This window comes from Pseudomonas sp. E141 (genome assembly GCF_052659885.1).
The window spans coordinates 5,441,861-5,460,876 of the sequence record NZ_CP084024.1 but is presented as its reverse complement, the minus strand read 5'-3'; the positions used below and the strand labels follow the sequence as shown (position 1 = coordinate 5,460,876).

Sequence of the window (19,016 nt, the reverse complement as noted above, 5' to 3'; positions counted from 1 at the left end):
TATGAGTGATATCCCTGCCGAACTGCGTTTTGCCGAAAGCCATGAGTGGGCGCGTCTGGAAGCTGACGGTACGGTCACCGTGGGCATCAGCGATCATGCGCAGGAAGCTCTGGGTGATGTGGTGTTTGTCGAGCTGACCGAGGTCGGTAAGGTTTATTCCGCGGGTGACCAGGCCGGTGTGGTGGAGTCGGTAAAAGCCGCTTCCGACATCTACTCGCCGATCAGTGGCGAAGTGATCGCAATCAACGAAGACCTGGGCGGTTCACCGGAACTGCTGAACTCCGATCCATACGGGGCCTGGATCTTCAAGCTCAAGCCAAGCGACAAGGCTGAGCTGGACAAGCTGCTTGATGCGGCAGGCTACAAGGCTGCTATTGGCGAATAAGCAACAAACCTGTGGGAGCGAGCCTGCTCGCGATGGCTGTGGGTCAGTCAATATGGTTGCCACTGATCCACCGCCATCGCGGGCAGGCTCGCTCCCACAGGTTTTAAGTGCCTTGGAGAGAATTGCCAGGCAAAAAATGCCGCTCAATCGAGCGGCATTTTTCATCGGTCTGGAATCAGTCCTGGGCGACGGCGTTTTTCGCCAGGATCGCGTTGGCCAGCTCCATGTCGGTGGCCTGCAGGCCCGGGTTGTCGGCACGGACTTTCTGCATTGCAGCTTCCAGGTATGGACCACGGATACCGCCGTCGCTGGCAACGAAGCTGCCGGCGTCGTCCTGAGCGGCGACGATCAGCTTGTTATCCTTGAAAGTCAGGTAGGTGGAACCGGTGGTTGCACCGGACGAGATGACGTTACGCCAAAACGTGTCGGCCATTGCCGAGCCGACAGGAAGAGCGAGCAAGGCCAAGGTCGCGACAGCAAGTTTGAGACGCATGATAGGTGACTCCACTGGGTTAACTATGACTTTGGATAACCAACCCCTCGATTGAGTTCCATGACGTCTCAGTCAGCCCGTTCTACCAGCAGCACCGCGCCTTCCTGTGCCACCACCCTGACCCGCGTGCCCACGGGCGACTCGGGCCCCTTGGCCAGCCAGACACTGTCCGCCACCTTGATCTTGCCGCGTCCATCGATAATCGCTTCATGAATCTGAAAGACCTTGCCGATCAGTTCCTGCCCGCGCAGGTTCAGGAGCGGTTGATCGCTTTGGCGCACTGCGCTGCGCTGGCGTCGCCACCAGTACAGTGCTGTCGCGATGGCGAAAAGGCCGAACAACAGGAACTGCATTTCCCACGGCATCTGCGGCAGGATGAACGTGAGCACGCCGACCGCGGCGGCGGCTATGCCGATCCACAGCAGGTAGCCGCCGGCGCCAAACACTTCGAGGATCAGCAGGATGACGCCCAGCGCCAGCCAGTCCCAGTACGATAGTTGTTGCAGGAACACCCACATATTGGCGCCTCAGGCTTTCTTGCTGTCGAAGGTGGCCTTGACGATCTCACCGATGCCGCCAACCGCTCCGATGACCTGACTGGCTTCCAGCGGCATCAGGATCACTTTGCTGTTGTTGGCCGACGCCAGGCGGCCCAGCGCATCAATGTATTTTTGCGCGACGAAGTAGTTCACGGCCTGGACGTTGCCGTCTGCGATTGCCTGGGATACCACCTGGGTGGCCAGCGCTTCGGCTTGCGCTTGACGCTCGCGGGCCTCGGACTCCAGGAACGCGGCCTGGCGGCTGCCCTCTGCCTCGAGGATCTGCGCCTGCTTCTTGCCCTCGGCGGTGAGAATCGCCGACGCTCGCAAGCCCTCGGCTTCCAGGATTTGGGCACGCTTGATGCGTTCGGCTTTCATCTGCCCTGACATGGCGGCCATCAGGTCGGCCGGTGGGCTGATGTCCTTGATCTCGATCCGGGTGATCTTGATGCCCCACGGTGCTGTAGCTTCATCGACAGTGCGCAGCAGTTTTTCATTGATGCCATCACGCTGGCTCAGCATCGCGTCCAGCTCCATGGACCCCAACACGGTGCGGATATTGGTTTGCAGCAGATTGCGGATCGCGTGCTCGAGGTTGTTGACCTCGTAGGCAGCCTGGGCGGTATTGACCACTTGGAAGAAGCACACTGCGTCGATCTGTACCGTGGCGTTGTCGGCGGTAATGACTTCCTGAGGTGGGATGTCCAGTACGCTTTCCATGACATTGATCTTGCGGCCGATGCGATCCATCACTGGGATGATGATGTTCAAGCCGGGCTTGAGGGTGTTGGTGTAGCGGCCGAACCGTTCGACAGTCCATTGGTAGCCCTGGGGCACGACCTTGAAGCCCATGAATAGAATGGCGACCACGAGGCCGATAAAAAGTAAAAGTACGCTACCGATCTGCATGACTGTTCCCTGTTCTGATTGAAAATGACTTGCGCGCCCTGAGTGTAGGGCAAACGGCCATTGTCATCACTCAGAGGGAGCAAAGCTTGCTCGCGATGCAGGCGCCTTGCTTCCTTGGGAGACCGCGCCATTTTCATCGCGGGCAGCCTTGCTCCCACAGCCTCTCCCCACAGCTACTTCTGCTCGCTCTGCGGCGTCACGCGCAGGACCTCCTCAACGGTCGTCAGCCCTGCGGCGACTTTTTGTGCGCCCGATAACCGCAAGCTGCGCATCCCTTCCTTGAATGCCTGGCGACGCACCGCCAGCAGGTCGGTGTCGGGGTGAATCAAGCCTTTGACGCTGTCGGTCAGTTGCATGATTTCGTAGACCCCGGCGCGGCCGCGATAGCCGGTGTCACGGCATTCCAGGCAGCCGACGGCCTGTTGGGCATTGGCCGGCAACGGGGCCTGCCAGGGGCGTGTCAGGGTCTGCCAATCGTCTTCATCCAGGGTCAGAGGGGCCTTGCAGTGCGGGCACAGCGTGCGTACCAGGCGCTGGGCCATGACGCCGAGCACCGTGGCCTTGATCAGGTAATGGGGCACGCCTAGCTCCAGCAAGCGACTGATGGCGCTCGGTGCATCGTTGGTGTGCAGGGTCGAGAGGACGAGGTGTCCGGTGAGCGCCGCCTGGATCGCCATTTCAGCGGTTTCCAGATCGCGGATCTCGCCGATCATGATGATGTCCGGGTCTTGCCGCATCAACGCACGCACGCCGGCGGCGAAGGTCAGGTCGATGTTGTGCTGCACCTGCATCTGGTTGAAGGACGCCTCGACCATTTCAATCGGGTCCTCGATGGTGCAAAGGTTTACCTCTGGCGTGGCCAGCTTCTTGAGGGTGGTGTAGAGGGTGGTGGTCTTGCCCGAACCGGTCGGGCCGGTCACCAGGATGATGCCGTTGGGCTGACGGGTCATGTCTTGCCAGCGGCGCAGGTCATCGGCGGAGAAGCCGAGCTGGTCGAAGTCCTTGAGCAGTACTTCGGGATCGAAGATCCGCATGACCATTTTTTCGCCAAACGCCGTGGGCAGCGTCGACAGGCGCAATTCCACTTCGCCACCGTCCGGAGTCTTGGTCTTGACCCGGCCGTCCTGGGGCTTGCGCTTTTCCGCGACGTTCATCCGCCCCAGGCTCTTGAGGCGACTGATGATCGCCATCGTCACCTGCGGCGGGAACTGATAGACGGTGTGCAGCACCCCGTCGATGCGAAAGCGCACCGTGCCCTGCTCGCGACGCGGTTCGATGTGGATATCGCTGGCCCGTTGCTGGAAGGCGTATTGGAACAGCCAGTCGACAATGTTGACGATATGGGCGTCGTTGGCGTCCGGCTCCTGATCGCTGGCGCCCAGGTTGAGCAGTTGTTCGAAGTTGCTCAGGTTGCTCGGTTGCTGGTCGACCGTAGTGGCGCCGCTGACCGATTTGGCCAGGCGATAGAACTCCACGCTCAGGCGCTGGATATCCACCGGGTTGGCAACGACCCTCTGGATCGGCAGCTTGAGTACATGGGTCAGGTCCGCTTCCCAACTGCTGACGTAAGGCTGGGCGCTGGCCACCGTGACCGCGTCGCGGTCCACAGCCACCGCGAGAATCTTGTGGCGCTGGGCAAAGGCGTAGGACATCAGCGGCGTGACGGCCGCCACGTTGATTTTCAGCGGGTCGATGCGCAGGTAGGGCTGGCCGGCCTGTTGCGACAGCCAGAGGGTCAGGCTTTCCAGGTCCAGGCGCTTGCCGGGGCGGCTGAGATCGTCCAGATGCTGGTTGGCGATGAACTCCAGTGGGTGCAGCTGGGCGCTGGCGCTATGGCGCCGGCGCGCATTGAGTGCGGTTTCGGCGCAGTCCTGGCTGATGAAGCCCTGGGCGACCAATTGGCGCAGCAGATCATTGAGGTCCAGCCAGCGGTCCTGAGTGGCGTGTTTGGTGGACATGCGGGTTCCTATTGGACAATTGCAGCAAAGCCGCGATACAGACGCTTCGGCGTCCTCGCTCGGTCTGCAAAAGAATAGTCCCGACACTATGGACCGTTGGGCCACTACCCGACCAATGCGTTTCGAATTCTTGCCGGCAGCCGTTCAGCCTGCCGCCTGGGCCGGCTCAAGGCGCGCATTGTCAGCGTCTTGCAGGTCCACGGAACACACGCTGATCAGGTTACGTAATTTTTCAGCGAGCACTTGGGCACGGTGCCAGCTCAACCCGTCCATGAGGATCTCCATCGACAGCAGATCGGCGTGGCGTTCGACGTGGACCTGCCGGGGTGTCAGGCCTTGCAAGGCAAACAGATTCAGCGCCCGGCACAGCAGATCCGGTTCGGCTTCGGCCCGCAGATAGTAGTGGGCGCGACAATGGCCGTTCTGGGCGTGCCAGACATCGGGTCGGTTGGGGGTGACGGCTTCGAGAGAGGGCATGGACAGTCTCCGTGGATGTGGAGAAATATTTACATGCGCGACGGGGTATTTCTTATCTAATATGAATGATTATTCAGATCTGGTGAATCGTATGATTCAGGATTAAGTCTAGAAGAGGTTTATTTATGCACGGAGAGTTGGACGGCTACGACCGCAGGATCCTGGCGCTGTTGCAAGAGGATGCTTCGCTGTCCAGCGCGCAGATCGCCGAACAGGTGGGCTTGTCCCAATCACCCTGCTGGCGGCGGATTCAACGGATGAAGGAGGAGGGGATTATTCGCGGTCAGGTAACCTTGCTTGATCGCAAGAAAATCGGCCTGAACACGCAGATATTCGCCGAAATCAAACTCAACGCGCACGGACGTTCGAACTTCACCGAGTTCACCGAAGCCATTCGCGGCTTCCCCGAGGTGCTGGAATGCTACGTGCTGATGGGATCGGTGGATTTCCTGCTGCGCATCGTCACGGCGGACATCGAGGCGTATGAGCGTTTCTTTTTCGAAAAGCTGTCGATGGTGCCGGGGATCCAGGAAGTGAACTCGATTGTGGCGCTGTCGGAGATCAAATCGACGACGAGTTTGCCGGTGGTGCGCTGAGCTTGTTTTTGCGGTGTTTGTGCTGCCCCCATCGCGAGCAGGCTCGCTCCCGCATGGGATCTCTGTTCGCCGAAGATCCACTGTGGGAGCGAGCCCGCTCGCGATGGCGATGTTACAGGCGCAACAAAGTCTTCCAGGCCCGATTCTGATAAACCGCGATCGCCTGTTGCTTGCGCGCGTCCAGGGCTTCTTCGGTAATCGGTTCGTTGGCCAGTTGCGCCAGTTTGTTCAGCTCACCGTAGAGGCGGTCCATTTCCGGGATTTCCAGCACATGGCGGGCGTGGTGCAGCCAGGCCTGGATGCGTTCGATGCGCGGCAGTTGTTCGGCCAGGTCTTCCGGCTGTTGCTGATAGCGTTGCAGTTGCAGCGACGAGGACTCTTCGCCCAGCAGGCGCGGTAGCCAGCTAGCCAGTTGGGCGGCACCCTGGCGATTGCCGCGGGTGTTGCGCTCGGCGGCCCAGCTGCGGGCCAGCAGCCAGCGTGAAGTGTTGAGGGAGAATTGGCCCCAGCGCGGGTCTTGCAGCTCTTCAAGGAACTGTTCCGGCGCGGCCTTGCGCACGTCTTCGTCATCCAGGCCGGCCTGGACCAACGGGCGCCAGTCTTCCAGCAGTGCGTCCAGGGCGACGCGCAAGTCATGCGTTGATTGGCGTGGTGCGGCCTGGCCGAGGCTGCTGAGCAGGGCGCGCAATTCGGCCAGGTTTTCCACCCAGTCCTGCAGCAGGCGCCAGTGGCCGTTAAAACGATACTGTTCGGCCAGACGCTGGCTGCTGCTCAGCAAATGCCAACTCAGCGTGGCAAAGGCATCATCGAGTGGCATCTCGGCGGTCAATTGCGGGGCCGGCAGACTCAGGGCATAGCTGTTCGCATCATGCAGGCGATAACCACGCTCGGCCTTGCTGATATCACACGGCATCAAGGGCAGGGTCGCGGCCAGCTCGGCGGCCAGTTCCAGCAGGGCAGCGGGTTCACCTTCGCGCAATTCCAGCTCCAGCTCGCAGATTTCTTCCTTCTGCTTGCCGACCACGACGTGGCCCAGGTCCAGCGCGGCCTCGATGACCACTTTGCTTTTGCCGCGGCCCCAGGCGATTTCCGCGCGTTCACGCACGAAATCGGTGGTGAAGATGGCCTTGAGGGTTTTCTTGTCCAGTTCGGCCAACGCCTCTGGCCAGCATTCGCCATCGAGTTTCTTCAGGTCGAGCTTGGCTTTGGGCAGGTGCCAGTCGTACTCGTTGCGCTCGGACAGGCCGGCGATGCTCTGGCCGCGAGTCTTGAGGGTCTGGATCACCTCTTCGCCGTCGCGACGCAGGCGCAGGGCGACCTTGGCCCCGGCCAGGTCACGCTCTGGCGTGTCGAAATACTGGTTCATCAGTTCGTGGCGTTCCCAGCCGCTTTTGTTGCGTTTCTTGAGCAATGGGTGCTCGCGCAAGGCTGCCAGGGTCTCGCGGCTGACGCGGAGTTTGATTTCGGTTTCTTTCTGCATGGCCGGAAAATCCAGGGATCGGGTGCGCAGCCGGGGGAAGGTGTGGCTGCCAAGGCCGTGCAGTGTACAGGACTCATCCGTTCTACGCGCCGCGGCGGTTATGGGAGTGTCCTGTCTCACCAATACTGTTCCTTTTTGGTGAGACAGGACACTCGCGCAAGATGGTTCTATGATGGACATCAATTTGTAAGTCCGGAGCCAGCGATGCCTTTGCCCACCCTGAAAGATCAGTTCGCTGCCCTGATCGCCGCGCCTTCGGTCAGTTGTACCCAACCTGGGCTGGACCAGTCCAACAGCGCCGTGATCGAGCTGTTGGCGGGCTGGCTCGCCGATCTGGGGTTCTCCTGCGATATCCAGCAGGTCAGCCCCGGCAAGTTCAATTTGCTGGCCAGTTTCGGCAGCGGTCCCGGAGGCCTGGTACTGGCCGGACACAGCGACACGGTGCCGTTCGACGGCCAGTTGTGGCAGACCGATCCGCTGAAGCTCACCGAGGTCGATGGTCGTTGGGTTGGCCTGGGCAGTTGCGACATGAAGGGTTTTTTCGCCCTGGCCATCGAAGCGGTCAAGCCCTTGCTGGAGCAACCGTTCAAGCAGCCCTTGCTGATCCTGGCCACTTGCGACGAAGAAAGCTCCATGGCCGGCGCCCGTGCCCTGGCCGATGCCGGAAGGCCGTTGGGGCGTGCGGCGGTGATCGGCGAGCCGACCGGACTCAAGCCGATTCGGATGCACAAAGGCATCATGATGGAGCGCATCGACATCCTCGGGCGCAGCGGTCATTCCTCCGACCCGAGCCTGGGTCACAGCGCCCTTGAAGCGATGCACGACGCTATGGGCGAGTTGCGTGGCCTGCGTCTGCAATGGCAGCGCGAATTTCGTAACCCGCAATTCACCGTGCCACAGCCAACCCTGAATTTCGGCTGCATCCACGGTGGCGACAACCCCAACCGGATTTGCGGCCAGTGCTCCATGGAGTTCGACCTGCGGCCATTGCCCGGCATGGACCCGAATGTCTTGCGGGCGGCGATCCAGCAGAAGCTCAATCCCATCGCCGAGCGCCATAAAGTCAAGATCGACTACGCACCGCTGTTCCCCGAGGTGCCCCCCTTCGAGCAGGCCGAAGACTGCGAACTGGTGCGAGTGGCCGAGCGACTCACCGGCCATCGTGCCGAAGCAGTGGCGTTTGGCACCGAAGCGCCTTATCTTCAGCGTCTTGGCTGCGAAACCCTGGTACTTGGCCCCGGCGATATCGCCTGTGCCCACCAACCGGGCGAGTACCTTGAAATGTCACGTTTGCAACCTACCGTGCAGCTATTGCGGCAACTGATCGAACATTACTGCCTGACACCGGCCACGGCCGGCTAAATTGCCCACATCCGGGCCCGTATTCATGAGGAGAGCGCGCGTGTCGCCAAGCCTGTTCCGACGATAACCATCAGCCCGCTGTGCGTTCCGTTTCGTCTTTTTTCGGCTGCTATTTATTTACAGGCCCAGGTTCATGCCCGAATACGTCAATTGGCTTCGTCACGCTTCGCCCTACATCAACGCCCACCGCGATTGCACCTTCATCGTCATGCTGCCCGGCGATGGTGTGGAACATCCGAACTTCGGCAACATCGTCCACGACCTGGTGTTGCTGCACAGCCTTGGCGTGCGTCTGGTGCTGGTTCATGGTTCGCGTCCACAGATCGAAACCCGCCTCGCCGCGCGGGGCCTGACGCCCCATTACCACCACGGTATGCGCATCACCGACGCTGCAACCCTGGAATGCGTGATCGACGCTGTCGGCCAGCTGCGCATCGCCATTGAAGCGCGCCTGTCGATGGACATGGCGTCCTCGCCGATGCAGGGTTCGCGCCTGCGGGTCGCCAGCGGCAACCTGGTGACGGCACGGCCCATCGGCGTACTGGAAGGCGTGGATTATCACCACACCGGCGAAGTCCGTCGGGTCGATCGCAAGGGCATCAATCGCCTGCTGGACGAACGCTCCATCGTCCTGCTGTCACCATTGGGCTATTCACCGACCGGGGAGATTTTCAACCTCGCCTGCGAAGACGTGGCGACCCGGGCGGCCATCGACCTGGCAGCCGACAAACTGCTGCTGTTCGGTGCCGAGCAGGGGCTGATCGGCGAAGACGGTCGTTTAGTGCGCGAGTTGCGCCCGCAACAGGTCCCGGCCCACATGCAACGGCTGGGCAGCGACTATCAGGCCGAGCTGCTGGATGCGGCGGCCCAGGCCTGTCGCGGCGGTGTGGCGCGCAGTCATATCGTCAGCTACGTCGAAGACGGTGCGTTGCTGGCCGAACTGTTTACCCGCGATGGCAGCGGTACGCTGGTGGCCCAGGAACAATTCGAGGTGGTGCGCGAAGCGGCCATCGAGGATGTCGGCGGTTTGCTGGACCTGATCAGCCCGCTGGAAGAACAGGGGATTCTGGTGCGTCGTTCCCGCGAAGTGCTGGAGCGTGAGATTGAGCAGTTCAGCGTGGTCGAACGCGAAGGCATGATCATCGCCTGCGCGGCGCTTTACCAGATCGCCGATTCGGATGCCGGGGAGCTGGCGTGCCTGGCGGTGAATCCGGAATACCGCCACGGCGGTCGTGGCGATGAGCTGCTGGAGCGGATCGAAACCCGGGCTCGGGCCAAAGGGCTCAAGACGCTCTTCGTACTCACCACCCGTACGGCCCATTGGTTCCGCGAGCGGGGCTTTGAGCCCAGCAGTGTCGAGCGCCTGCCAGCGGCGCGGGCATCGCTGTACAACTATCAGCGCAACTCGAAAATCTTCGAAAAAGCCCTCTAGGCGCCCTGCCTGGGGGAGCCGCACATCGGAGCGAACCGCGTAGCTGCGACCTTCTTGATTCCAGACAATGATCCGTCAGGCTGGAATCCATCAAGATCGCAGCTACGCTGTTTTGTCCATGAGTGCTGCACTTGGAATGCATGGAAGCCGGCTGCGTTTCCCACGATCGCCACAGTGCAGAATCGCTATCAATAAAAATATTCAGTAATTCACAGACTGGCCGATATGCCATGTCACGGTTGGATGACGCTTTGATGGCGGTGATATTTCCAAATGAGCTGAAAACTTATGAAACAATTCTTTTTAGATTTATAAACAAACCATTATTCTGCGGGCCGGTGTCGCGGGGTTAGACGATGGTCGTAATCACAAATGCTTACGATTGACTTGCCAGTCACGGTCTGGCGCTAATCACGCATCCGCGGATTCCGGGCGTTCGACCCGGAACCAAAGACACACAAGAATTAGAAAACGAGAGGAGCGAAGCATGAACAAGTCCACCTTGGCCCTGGCTGTGGCCGTTGGGGTTCTGGCGCAGCAGGCAGGCGCCGCGGGTTTTATCGAGGACAGCAAGGCGTCTGTCAGTTCTCGTACAATGTACTTCGATAACGATCACCGCGAAGGCGGTGCCGACCAACGTGAGACGGCCACTGGCCTGAAGTTCGACTACAAGTCTGGCTTCACCCAAGGGGTCGTGGGTTTTGGTATTGATGCCCAGGCGCTGGTAGGTATACATCTGGATGGCGGCAAAGGTCACCACCCCAATAACAATTCTTTTGTTCCAAGCGACACCGATGGTTCGGCCGTGCATAACTGGAGCCGTCTGTCAGCTAATGTGAAAGCGCTCTTCTCGAAGACCGAGGCTCATGTAGGTGGTGCATTGGCGCCTAACCTGCCGATCCTGATCGCGAACGATGCTCGTCTCCTGCCACAGACCTTTGAAGGTGGCACCATCACCTCCAAGGAGATCGACGGTGTAACTTTCAACGCCGGTCAGCTGGAGCATGCCACGGGCCGTGCATCAAGCAACAGCACTGGTCTGGCAGTGGACGGGGGTACCCAGGAGAGCAACCAGTTCCGTTACGGCGGTGCCGACTGGAAGGTCACCAAGGACCTGACCCTGCAGTACTACTACGCCAACCTGCAGGACTATTACAAGCAGCACTTCCTGGGCGCGGTACACGTTTTTCCGATCAGCGAAAACCAATCGTTCAAGACTGACCTGCGTTACTTCGACAGCAGCTCGGATGGTCGTAACGGTGAGGCGGGTTACGAGTTCAGCAACAACGGTGGTTATGCCAAGAACCCCGGTGAGGTCGATAACAAAACCTGGAGCGCCATGTTCACCTATACCCTGGGTGGCAGTGCCTTCCTGTTGGGCCATCAGCAAGTCGGTGATGACGGTGGTTTTGTCTACATGAACCAAGGCAGTCTGGCTAACGAAGGGGCCGGTGGTGCGAGCTTCTACCTGTTCACCGACAGCATGATCCACCAGTTTGTCCGCGCAGGCGAGAACACGACCTTCGGTCAGTACTCCTATGACTTCGCTTCGCTGGGTGCCCCGGGCCTGAAAGCCTCGATCTCTTACCTCCATGGTGACGACATCAAATCCGCCTCGGGCGGCAGCGACTCCTCGGAATGGGAGCGTGACTTGCGCCTGGACTACGTTGTCCAGCAAGGTCCTCTGAAAGGTTTCGGTACCACTGTGCGTCACGGTTCCTACCGTGGCAGCGGTACCGGTCTCGCCGACCGGGATCAAACTCGCCTGATCTTCAACTACACTTACAACTTCATGTAAGACGTAGCGAAGTAAAAAAGCCCCGCCCGGCAGCACGCCGGGCGGGGCTTTTGCGTTTCTGGGGAGGCGGGAGGATTTTTAAGCGGTCCCTTCGCTATCGTGCAGACTCCGTCGCATCTTTACGCAGGATGAACGCACTGAATGCCAGAAAATCGTCCAGATGTCCGGTAATGATCGCAACCATGATCGGCAATTGCAGGGCTTGGTAGTCATGCACGGCGATATTCCTGAAACCCACCATGTTCTTCAGGTTTTTCACCAGACCTTCTTCCACCCAGCCTCCTTGAAAAAGCAACTCGAATGTATCGCGGGCACTTTGCGGGACACCCAATCGCTCACGTCGAATCAAATGCTGTCCCATATCCAGTGCCGCTTCGCACGCACGCTGGATGTTCAGGACTGCCGAATCCTGGCGAGTGAAATCGGTGGCAAACGTAGCGGGATCTTTCTCGTACTCCTCCCGTACCCTGGCGACGCAACGCTCGATACTCGCTGCTTTATTGATCAGTACGTCATCGGCCATACACGCTGCCTTCTTCCTGAATATCCTTGAGCAATCCCGCCCGAGCCTCATCGAGAGCGGTTTTTTCGCTGAGGATAAAACACTCGAACAAACCCGCCTGTACGTCTCTGGCCCAAAGCCTCTGGCCTCGGGTCACGATCTGGTATTGCATGACGGTTGTTGCCCCGCGTAAATCAATCAGATCCACCGGACTGCCCGCGATATCCGCCAAGTCACCTGAAAGCTGCCACAACGACACAGGATCGACTTCGCCGGACAAAAGCACAGCAATATCGACATCACTGTCAGGCCCGGCGGTGCCCTGTGCATGGCTACCGAACAGGTAAACCGCCAGCAGTCCAGGAAGATGGTTTTGCAGATGAATCAGCAAGGCTTGAATGTTCATGCTGCCTATCCTAGCCGCTCGTCCTGAAATCGCGTCAATAATTTCCGCAGTGTGGGTACAAAACAAAAAAAGCCCCGCCCGGCAGCACGCCGGGCGGGGCTTTTGCGTCTTCGGATCAGGCCCACCCCTGTAGCCTTCTCCGAACCTTCTCTTCTTTCAGCAACTCGAGGCCTTCTCGAAACCTCGAAATAATCATGAGCGGCTAGGCCCGAAGCCGCCAGTGAACAGTTTTTTATATTCGCTATTGATCTAGATAAATGGATATTGATTCTTTTTAAAGCAATCAAAACCGGTGCACAGTTTGGACTCACAAAAACCATCAGGAGCCGCACCATGAGCCTCAGACTCGGCGACATCGCCCCCGATTTCGAACAGGATTCCAGCGCCGGCAAGATTCGCTTCCACGAGTGGCTCGGCGATAGCTGGGGCGTGCTGTTTTCCCATCCGGCGGATTTCACACCGGTGTGCACCACCGAACTGGGCCTGACCGCCAAGCTCAAGGACGAGTTCGCCAAACGTGGAGTCAAGGCCATTGCTCTCTCGGTAGACCCGGTGGACTCGCACCACAAGTGGATCGAGGACATCAACGAAACTCAGAATGCGGTGGTCAATTTCCCGATCCTGGCCGACGCCGACCGCAAGGTGTCGGACCTGTATGACCTGATCCACCCCAACGCCAGTGACACGCTGACCGTGCGCTCCCTGTTCGTGATCGATCCAAACAAGAAAATCCGCCTGACTATCACGTACCCGGCCAGCACCGGGCGCAATTTCAACGAGATCCTGCGGGTGATCGACTCATTGCAACTGACCGACAACTACAAGGTGGCCACACCGGCCAACTGGCAGGACGGCGATGAAGTGGTAATCGTGCCATCGCTCAAGGATGAGGAAGAACTCAAGCAGCGCTTTCCCAAGGGTTACCGCGCGGTAAAACCTTACCTGCGCCTCACTCCGCAGCCCAATCGCTGACGCAAAACCTGAACCTGTGGGAGCGAGCCTGCTCGCGATAGTGGTCTATCAGTCGACATCGCCGCCGGCAGATCCGCCGCCATCGCGAGCAGGCTCGCTCCCACAAAGAGGATCTCTGTGCACTAAGGGGTTTGGCCGTTCCGACGGCCTTTTTTACGTCTTGATGTTTATATCTCTTTATCGAATAAACAAATGAAAAAATATGATTTAAAGGTATATAAACCGGCTGTTATGGTTTGCTCCATCCCGCGAGATCGCCCACTGCGCATCGCACGTGACAGTTAAGGAATGGTTGGTATGTTGGTTGTCTCGCTCGGCGGCAGTCCTAGCCAGCGCTCCCGTTCAGGAGTGCTGCTGGAGCGCTCACAACGTTGGTTGCAGCAACAGGGGGTGGAAGTGGTGAGCTATCAGGTGCGGGATTTTCCCGCCGAGGATTTGCTCCATGCCCGCTTCGGCAGCCCCAAGGTGGTGGACCTCCTCGCCCAGATCGAAAACGCCGACGGGCTGTTGATCGCCACGCCGGTCTACAAGGCGTCTTTTTCCGGTGCTTTGAAGACAGTGCTGGACCTTCTGCCGGAACGTGCCCTGGCCCATAAGGTGGTATTGCCCATGGCCACGGGCGGCAGCATCGCCCATATGCTGGCGGTGGATTACGCCCTCAAGCCGGTGCTGTCGGCGCTCAAGGCCCAGGAAATGCTCCATGGGATTTTCGCCGAAGACAGCCAGATCGCTTATGGCGAAGGCAGTGCCCAGGCGCAGTTGGCCCCGGCCCTGCAAGCGCGCCTGAGCGAAGCGCTGGAGCAGTTCTACAGCGCCATGGCTCGCCGGCCAAAGCCGCTGGACCCCAGCGTATTGAATGAACGCCTATTGAGTGCTCGCTGGAGCATCTGACCCGATACATCACTGATTCAACTTCACCTTACTCAGCCGCCAACGGCCAAGCAGGTGCAGCCAAAACCCCACAGCAAAAGGAGAGGCGCCATGCGCACTGTCATTTTGCGTCGCGGGCTGGTCGCTCTGTTTGCTGCGGCTGTGTCCTTCGGCGCCATCACCCAGGTTCAAGCCGAGACCCTTCGGATCGGTTACCAAAAATACGGCACGTTGGTGCTGCTCAAGGCCAAGGGTACTTTGGAAAAGCGCCTCGCCGCCCAGGGCGTGGACGTGCAATGGACCGAGTTTCCCGGCGGCCCCCAACTGCTTGAAGGCTTGAACGTCGGCTCCATCGATTTTGGTGTGACCGGCGAAACCCCTCCGGTATTCGCCCAGGCGGCCGGCGCTGACCTGCTTTATGTTGCTTACGAGCCGCCCGCGCCTGACAGCGAGGCGATCCTGGTGCCCAAGGGCTCGCCCATCCAGTCGGTGCAGGACCTCAAGGGCAAGAAAGTCGCGCTGAACAAAGGCTCCAACGTCCACTACCTGCTGGTCCGGGCACTCGAAGATGCAGGCCTCAAGTACGCCGATATCCAGACCGTTTTCCTACCGCCGGCCGATGCCCGTGCGGCGTTCGAACGTAGCAGCGTGGACGCCTGGGTGATCTGGGACCCGTATCAGGCGGCCGCTGAGCAACAGTTGCAGGCACGCACCCTGCGTGACGGCAAAGGCATCGTCGATAACCACCAGTTCTACCTCGCCACCAAACCCTATGCGCAAAAAAATCCCCAGGTCATCACGACGCTGGTGGAAGAAGTGCGCGCGGTGGGGGAGTGGTCCAAGGCCAACCCTGAAGAGGTGACCCAGCAGGTAGCGCCGCTGCTCGGCCTGCCTGCGGACATCACCCTGACGGCGGTGAAACGCCAAGGCTACGGGGCGTTGTTCCTCACGCCGGAAGTGGTGGCGGCGCAGCAGAAAATCGCTGACCGCTTCTACCAGCTCAAATTGATCCCCAAACCCTTGAGCATCAAGGACGTGATCTGGACGCCGCCGGCGGCCGTTGCGAAAGCGCAGTAATTCGATCCCTTAGGAGACCACTCCATGAGCCTCAATATTTTCTGGTTCCTGCCCACCCACGGCGATGGCCATTACCTTGGCACTGCTGAAGGCGCCCGCGCCGTCGATCACGGCTACCTGCAGCAGGTAGCCCAGGCGGCGGATCGACTGGGTTTCGGCGGTGTGCTGATTCCTACCGGACGTTCCTGCGAGGACTCCTGGCTAGTGGCCGCTTCGTTGATTCCGGTGACCCAGCGCCTGAAGTTCCTCGTCGCCCTGCGCCCCGGGATCATTTCCCCGACGGTGGCGGCGCGCCAGGCCGCGACGCTCGACCGGTTGTCCGGTGGACGTGCGCTGTTCAACCTGGTGACCGGCGGCGACCCGGACGAACTGGCTGGCGACGGCCTGTTCCTGGACCACGAGCAACGCTACCAGGCGTCGGTGGAATTCACCCGCATCTGGCGCCGGGTGCTGGAAGGCGAAACCGTGGATTATGAAGGTGAGCACATCAGTGTGAAGGGCGCCAAGCTGCTCTATCCGCCGATTCAGCAACCGCGTCCGCCGCTGTATTTCGGCGGCTCGTCGGAAGCTGCCCAGGATCTTGCGGCCGAACAGGTGGAAATGGTGCTGACCTGGGGTGAGCCGCCCGCAGCCGTCGCGCAAAAAATCGAACAAGTGCGGGCCAAGGCCGCGACGCTTGGCCGTACCGTGCGCTTCGGCATCCGCCTGCATGTGATCGTGCGTGAAACCAACGCCGAAGCCTGGCGAGCGGCCGACCGGCTGATCTCCCACCTGGACGACGACACCATTGCCCGTGCCCAGGCCTCCCTGGCGCGTTTCGATTCGGTGGGCCAGCAACGTATGGCCGCGTTGCATGGCGGCCGACGCGACAAGCTGGAAGTCAGCCCCAACCTGTGGGCCGGTGTCGGCCTGGTGCGCGGCGGCGCCGGAACGGCGTTGGTGGGCGATGGCCCGACCGTGGCGGCCCGGGTCAAGGAGTACGCCGACCTGGGTATCGACACCTTTATCTTCTCCGGTTATCCACACCTGGAAGAGTCCTATCGCGTGGCGGAACTGCTGTTCCCACACCTGGACGTGGAGCGCCCGGAGTTGCCGAAGAGCCAGGGCTATGTGAGCCCGTTTGGTGAAATGGTCGCCAACGACATTCTTCCCAAAGCCGCGTCCCAGAGCTGAGGCGGCCATGAAGAAAATTATCCACAACCTGGCGCCCTGGGCGGTGCCGCTGCTGTCGCTGGCGGTGTGGCAACTGTCGGTATCGGCAGGCTGGTTGTCCACGCGGATCCTGCCGGCCCCCGTGGCCGTCATCGAAGCCGGGGTCAACCTGGTGCGCAGCGGCGAAATCTGGACGCACTTGGCCATCAGCGGTTGGCGCGCAGCGGTGGGCTTCCTGATCGGCGGCGGCATCGGCCTGACCCTGGGTTTCATCACCGGTTTGTCGACATGGGGCGAGCGACTGTTGGACAGCTCGGTGCAGATGGTGCGTAACGTGCCGCACCTGGCGCTGATTCCGCTGGTGATCCTGTGGTTCGGCATCGATGAGTCAGCGAAAATTTTCCTGGTGGCGCTGGGCACGCTGTTCCCCATCTACCTCAACACCTACCACGGGATTCGTAACGTCGATCCGGCGCTGGTGGAAATGTCGCGCAGCTACGGCTTGTCCGGCTTCAGCCTGTTTCGCCAAGTGATCCTGCCCGGCGCCTTGCCTTCGATCCTGGTGGGCGTGCGCTTTGCGTTGGGCTTCATGTGGCTGACGCTGATCGTGGCGGAAACCATTTCAGCCAGTGCCGGCATCGGTTATCTGGCGATGAATGCCCGGGAATTCCTGCAGACAGACGTGGTGGTCCTGGCGATTCTTCTGTACGCCGTGCTCGGCAAACTGGCCGACCTTGCCGCCCGCGGGCTTGAGCGGGTCTGGCTGCGCTGGCACCCGGCGTATCAAGTGAGCAAGGGAGGTCCCGCATGACCGCCCAACAACCTCCACGCTTGCTGCGCGGTATCCCGCTGGCCGTGCGCAAATTGCAAAAAAACTTCGGTTCGCGCCAGGTGCTGCGTGACATCGACCTGCATATACCGGCCGGGCAGTTCGTGGCAGTGGTCGGGCGCAGCGGCTGCGGCAAAAGTACTTTGCTGCGCTTGCTGGCTGGCCTCGATCAACCCACCGACGGCCAATTACTGGCGGGTTCGGCACCGTTGAGTGCCGCACAACAGGACACGCGGTTGATGTTCCAGGAGGCGCGTTTGCTGCCCTGGAAAAAAATCATCGACAACGTTGGCCTCGGGCTAAAGGGCAACTGGCGCCCGCAGGCGTTGCAAGCACTGGAAGCCGTCGGTTTGGCCGACCGCGCTCATGAGTGGCCGGCGGCGCTGTCTGGCGGACAGAAACAACGGGTGGCCCTGGCCCGCGCGCTGATTCATCAGCCACGCCTGTTGCTGCTCGACGAACCCTTGGGGGCGCTGGACGCCCTGACCCGGATCGAGATGCAGCAATTGATCGAGCGCCTGTGGCAGCAACACGGCTTCACCGTGCTGCTGGTGACCCATGACGTCAGCGAGGCGGTGGCCATCGCCGACCGGGTGATCCTGATCGAGGACGGCCGGATCGGCCTCGACTTGGCCATCGACCTGCCACGCCCACGGGCTCGCGGCTCTCATCGGCTGGCGAGCCTGGAAACCGAAGTTCTCAACCGCGTGCTGTCCTTGCCCGGCCAACCGCCGGAGCCCGAACCGATTTCACCCTTGCCTACGCAACTGCGTTGGGCGCAATAACTTCATCCAGACAGGAATCGACACCATGACTATCAAAGCCATCAACGTACGCAACCAGTTCAAAGGCACCATCAAGGAAATCGTCGAGGGCGACGTGCTGTCGGAAATCGACGTACAGACTGCCTCGGGTATTGTCACCTCGGTCATCACCACTCGTTCCGTCAAGGAGCTGGAGCTGGCGATCGGCAGCGAAGTGATCGCCTTCGTCAAATCCACGGAGGTGTCTATCGCCAAGTTGTGAGCGATGTTTCAGGGGGCATCACGCTTGGGCAAATACGGCGGCAGATACAACCCCAGGTAAGCATCGAACACCCGCATGCCTTCTTCGGCCATGCGCGGGGTGATCTGGCCGTGTTGCTGCACCGAGCGCGCGTAGACGCGGTCGCCCAGTTCCATGGCCAGGGCGAACACATCAACGTCATGGGGCAGTGCCGGCAGTTCGAAATGGCGAGCGAAGAGCTTGTGCAACAATTCGCCGAGTTCGAGATCGTGCTGACGGTCGGCCTGGATGACTTCAGTCAGGCCATGTTGGGCCAGGATCAGTTGGCGGGCGGCGGCGTCCTGGCTGTAGATGGTCAGCATGCGTTGCTCCACCTGCCGCGACAGGTCGTGCCAGTGGTTCAGTCGCGCATGATCGATCGGCACTTGCAGGCAGGCGCGAAAGGCCGCGTGGACGTCGGCGGTCAGCCCTTGCAGCAGGGCCGGGACGCTGGCGAAGAAGTGATACACCGAGGAGGGCGGAATCCCGGCGCGTTCGGCGACGCTGTAGATCGACAGGCTGGCCACGCCTTCGGCAGCAAGCAGCGTGCGGGCGGCATCGAGAATCGAGTCGATCCGGGCCTGGCTGCGGGCGCGAGGCTTGCGAGGGGTGGCGGTGCGCGTCATCGGTGTCTCCTGCGGGGCTGCCGGGCATTGTACGAGCCGGGTTCTGTATTGTCTTCAAGGCCGTCATCGCGAGCAGGCTCGCTCCCACATTGGATCTTTGGTGGTCAGT

At 60.4% G+C, this 19,016-nt stretch carries 21 protein-coding genes; 12 read left to right on the top strand and 9 right to left on the bottom strand.

Features of this window, described 5'->3' with window-relative positions; translation table 11 throughout:
* The first annotated feature begins 1 nt into the window (after position 1).
* The gene (gcvH, locus tag GKKCFE_RS24500) at positions 2–385 is read left to right on the top strand and encodes a glycine cleavage system protein GcvH (protein ID WP_139048913.1); all 384 of its coding nucleotides are present in this window, start codon (positions 2–4) and stop codon (positions 383–385) included.
* A gap of 175 nt (positions 386–560) precedes the next feature.
* Here gcvH and GKKCFE_RS24495 read toward each other — a convergent pair whose 3' ends face one another.
* The 5 genes from GKKCFE_RS24495 to GKKCFE_RS24475 all read right to left on the bottom strand — a co-directional run bounded on the left by GKKCFE_RS24495 (position 561) and on the right by GKKCFE_RS24475 (position 4,761).
* Positions 561–881 (bottom strand): DUF2388 domain-containing protein, encoded by a 321-nt coding sequence (locus GKKCFE_RS24495; protein WP_171061308.1) that lies wholly within the window; start codon positions 879–881, stop codon positions 561–563.
* A gap of 65 nt (positions 882–946) precedes the next feature.
* Positions 947–1,396 carry an NfeD family protein gene (locus GKKCFE_RS24490; protein WP_047226074.1) on the bottom strand — a complete coding sequence of 150 codons (450 nt, stop codon included), beginning with the start codon at positions 1,394–1,396 and terminating at the stop codon, positions 947–949.
* Positions 1,397–1,405: 9 nt separating this feature from the next.
* Positions 1,406–2,326 (bottom strand): SPFH domain-containing protein, encoded by a 921-nt coding sequence (locus GKKCFE_RS24485; protein WP_047226073.1) that lies wholly within the window; start codon positions 2,324–2,326, stop codon positions 1,406–1,408.
* Positions 2,327–2,499: 173 nt separating this feature from the next.
* The gene (locus tag GKKCFE_RS24480; protein ID WP_047226072.1) at positions 2,500–4,284 is read right to left on the bottom strand and encodes a GspE/PulE family protein; all 1,785 of its coding nucleotides are present in this window, start codon (positions 4,282–4,284) and stop codon (positions 2,500–2,502) included.
* A gap of 144 nt (positions 4,285–4,428) precedes the next feature.
* A complete protein-coding gene (locus GKKCFE_RS24475; RefSeq protein ID WP_445577203.1) occupies positions 4,429–4,761 on the bottom strand; it encodes a hypothetical protein in 333 nt (110 codons plus the stop codon).
* Positions 4,762–4,886: 125 nt separating this feature from the next.
* On the opposite strand from GKKCFE_RS24475, the gene GKKCFE_RS24470 reads away from it, so the two are divergent.
* Positions 4,887–5,357: an Lrp/AsnC family transcriptional regulator gene (locus GKKCFE_RS24470; protein ID WP_047226070.1), complete on the top strand. Its 471-nt coding sequence runs from the start codon at positions 4,887–4,889 to the stop codon at positions 5,355–5,357.
* Positions 5,358–5,469: 112 nt separating this feature from the next.
* On the opposite strand, the gene GKKCFE_RS24465 is transcribed toward GKKCFE_RS24470, so the two are convergent.
* Positions 5,470–6,837, bottom strand: a complete 1,368-nt coding sequence (locus tag GKKCFE_RS24465) for a CYTH domain-containing protein (protein ID WP_445577202.1) — start codon at positions 6,835–6,837, stop codon at positions 5,470–5,472.
* Between the two features lie 204 nt (positions 6,838–7,041).
* Here GKKCFE_RS24465 and argE point away from each other — a divergent pair, with 204 nt between their 5' ends.
* The 3 genes from argE (at position 7,042) to GKKCFE_RS24450 (ending at position 11,429) form a co-directional block, all read left to right on the top strand.
* The gene (argE, locus tag GKKCFE_RS24460; protein ID WP_047226068.1) at positions 7,042–8,199 is read left to right on the top strand and encodes an acetylornithine deacetylase; all 1,158 of its coding nucleotides are present in this window, start codon (positions 7,042–7,044) and stop codon (positions 8,197–8,199) included.
* A gap of 133 nt (positions 8,200–8,332) precedes the next feature.
* Positions 8,333–9,631, top strand: coding sequence for an amino-acid N-acetyltransferase (gene argA / locus GKKCFE_RS24455; RefSeq protein WP_047226067.1), 1,299 nt, complete (start codon positions 8,333–8,335; stop codon positions 9,629–9,631).
* Positions 9,632–10,118: 487 nt separating this feature from the next.
* Positions 10,119–11,429 carry an OprD family porin gene (locus GKKCFE_RS24450; RefSeq protein ID WP_139048916.1) on the top strand — a complete coding sequence of 437 codons (1,311 nt, stop codon included), beginning with the start codon at positions 10,119–10,121 and terminating at the stop codon, positions 11,427–11,429.
* A 94-nt stretch (positions 11,430–11,523) separates the two neighbouring features.
* On the opposite strand, the gene hepT is transcribed toward GKKCFE_RS24450, so the two are convergent.
* Together hepT and mntA are read right to left on the bottom strand one after the other, a co-directional pair.
* Positions 11,524–11,952: a type VII toxin-antitoxin system HepT family RNase toxin gene (gene hepT / locus GKKCFE_RS24445; RefSeq protein ID WP_139048917.1), complete on the bottom strand. Its 429-nt coding sequence runs from the start codon at positions 11,950–11,952 to the stop codon at positions 11,524–11,526.
* Positions 11,942–12,337, bottom strand: a complete 396-nt coding sequence (gene mntA / locus GKKCFE_RS24440) for a type VII toxin-antitoxin system MntA family adenylyltransferase antitoxin (protein WP_445577201.1) — start codon at positions 12,335–12,337, stop codon at positions 11,942–11,944. Before mntA ends, hepT begins: the two co-directional genes overlap by 11 nt.
* A 333-nt stretch (positions 12,338–12,670) precedes the next feature.
* On the opposite strand from mntA, the gene GKKCFE_RS24435 reads away from it, so the two are divergent.
* From GKKCFE_RS24435 to GKKCFE_RS24405, 7 genes are all read left to right on the top strand, one after another.
* Entirely contained in the window at positions 12,671–13,309 is a 639-nt protein-coding gene (locus tag GKKCFE_RS24435) for a peroxiredoxin (RefSeq protein ID WP_003206652.1), read from the top strand.
* Between the two features lie 297 nt (positions 13,310–13,606).
* A complete protein-coding gene (gene ssuE, locus GKKCFE_RS24430) occupies positions 13,607–14,200 on the top strand; it encodes an NADPH-dependent FMN reductase (protein ID WP_047226064.1) in 594 nt (197 codons plus the stop codon).
* A 90-nt stretch (positions 14,201–14,290) separates the two neighbouring features.
* Entirely contained in the window at positions 14,291–15,256 is a 966-nt protein-coding gene (locus tag GKKCFE_RS24425) for a sulfonate ABC transporter substrate-binding protein (protein WP_445577200.1), read from the top strand.
* Between the two features lie 24 nt (positions 15,257–15,280).
* Positions 15,281–16,429: an FMNH2-dependent alkanesulfonate monooxygenase gene (gene ssuD / locus GKKCFE_RS24420; RefSeq protein WP_445577199.1), complete on the top strand. Its 1,149-nt coding sequence runs from the start codon at positions 15,281–15,283 to the stop codon at positions 16,427–16,429.
* A 7-nt stretch (positions 16,430–16,436) separates the two neighbouring features.
* Positions 16,437–17,219 carry an aliphatic sulfonate ABC transporter permease SsuC gene (ssuC, locus tag GKKCFE_RS24415; protein ID WP_316912320.1) on the top strand — a complete coding sequence of 261 codons (783 nt, stop codon included), beginning with the start codon at positions 16,437–16,439 and terminating at the stop codon, positions 17,217–17,219.
* Positions 17,216–18,022: an aliphatic sulfonates ABC transporter ATP-binding protein gene (ssuB, locus tag GKKCFE_RS24410; protein ID WP_107321383.1), complete on the top strand. Its 807-nt coding sequence runs from the start codon at positions 17,216–17,218 to the stop codon at positions 18,020–18,022. Before ssuC ends, ssuB begins: the two co-directional genes overlap by 4 nt.
* Before the next feature lie 25 nt (positions 18,023–18,047).
* Complete coding sequence (locus GKKCFE_RS24405; RefSeq protein ID WP_003177394.1) at positions 18,048–18,263, top strand: TOBE domain-containing protein; 216 nt, start codon at positions 18,048–18,050, stop codon at positions 18,261–18,263.
* Positions 18,264–18,271: 8 nt separating this feature from the next.
* Here GKKCFE_RS24405 and GKKCFE_RS24400 read toward each other — a convergent pair whose 3' ends face one another.
* Positions 18,272–18,907: a TetR/AcrR family transcriptional regulator gene (locus GKKCFE_RS24400; protein ID WP_274091167.1), complete on the bottom strand. Its 636-nt coding sequence runs from the start codon at positions 18,905–18,907 to the stop codon at positions 18,272–18,274.
* Positions 18,908–19,016: the final 109 nt, after the last annotated feature.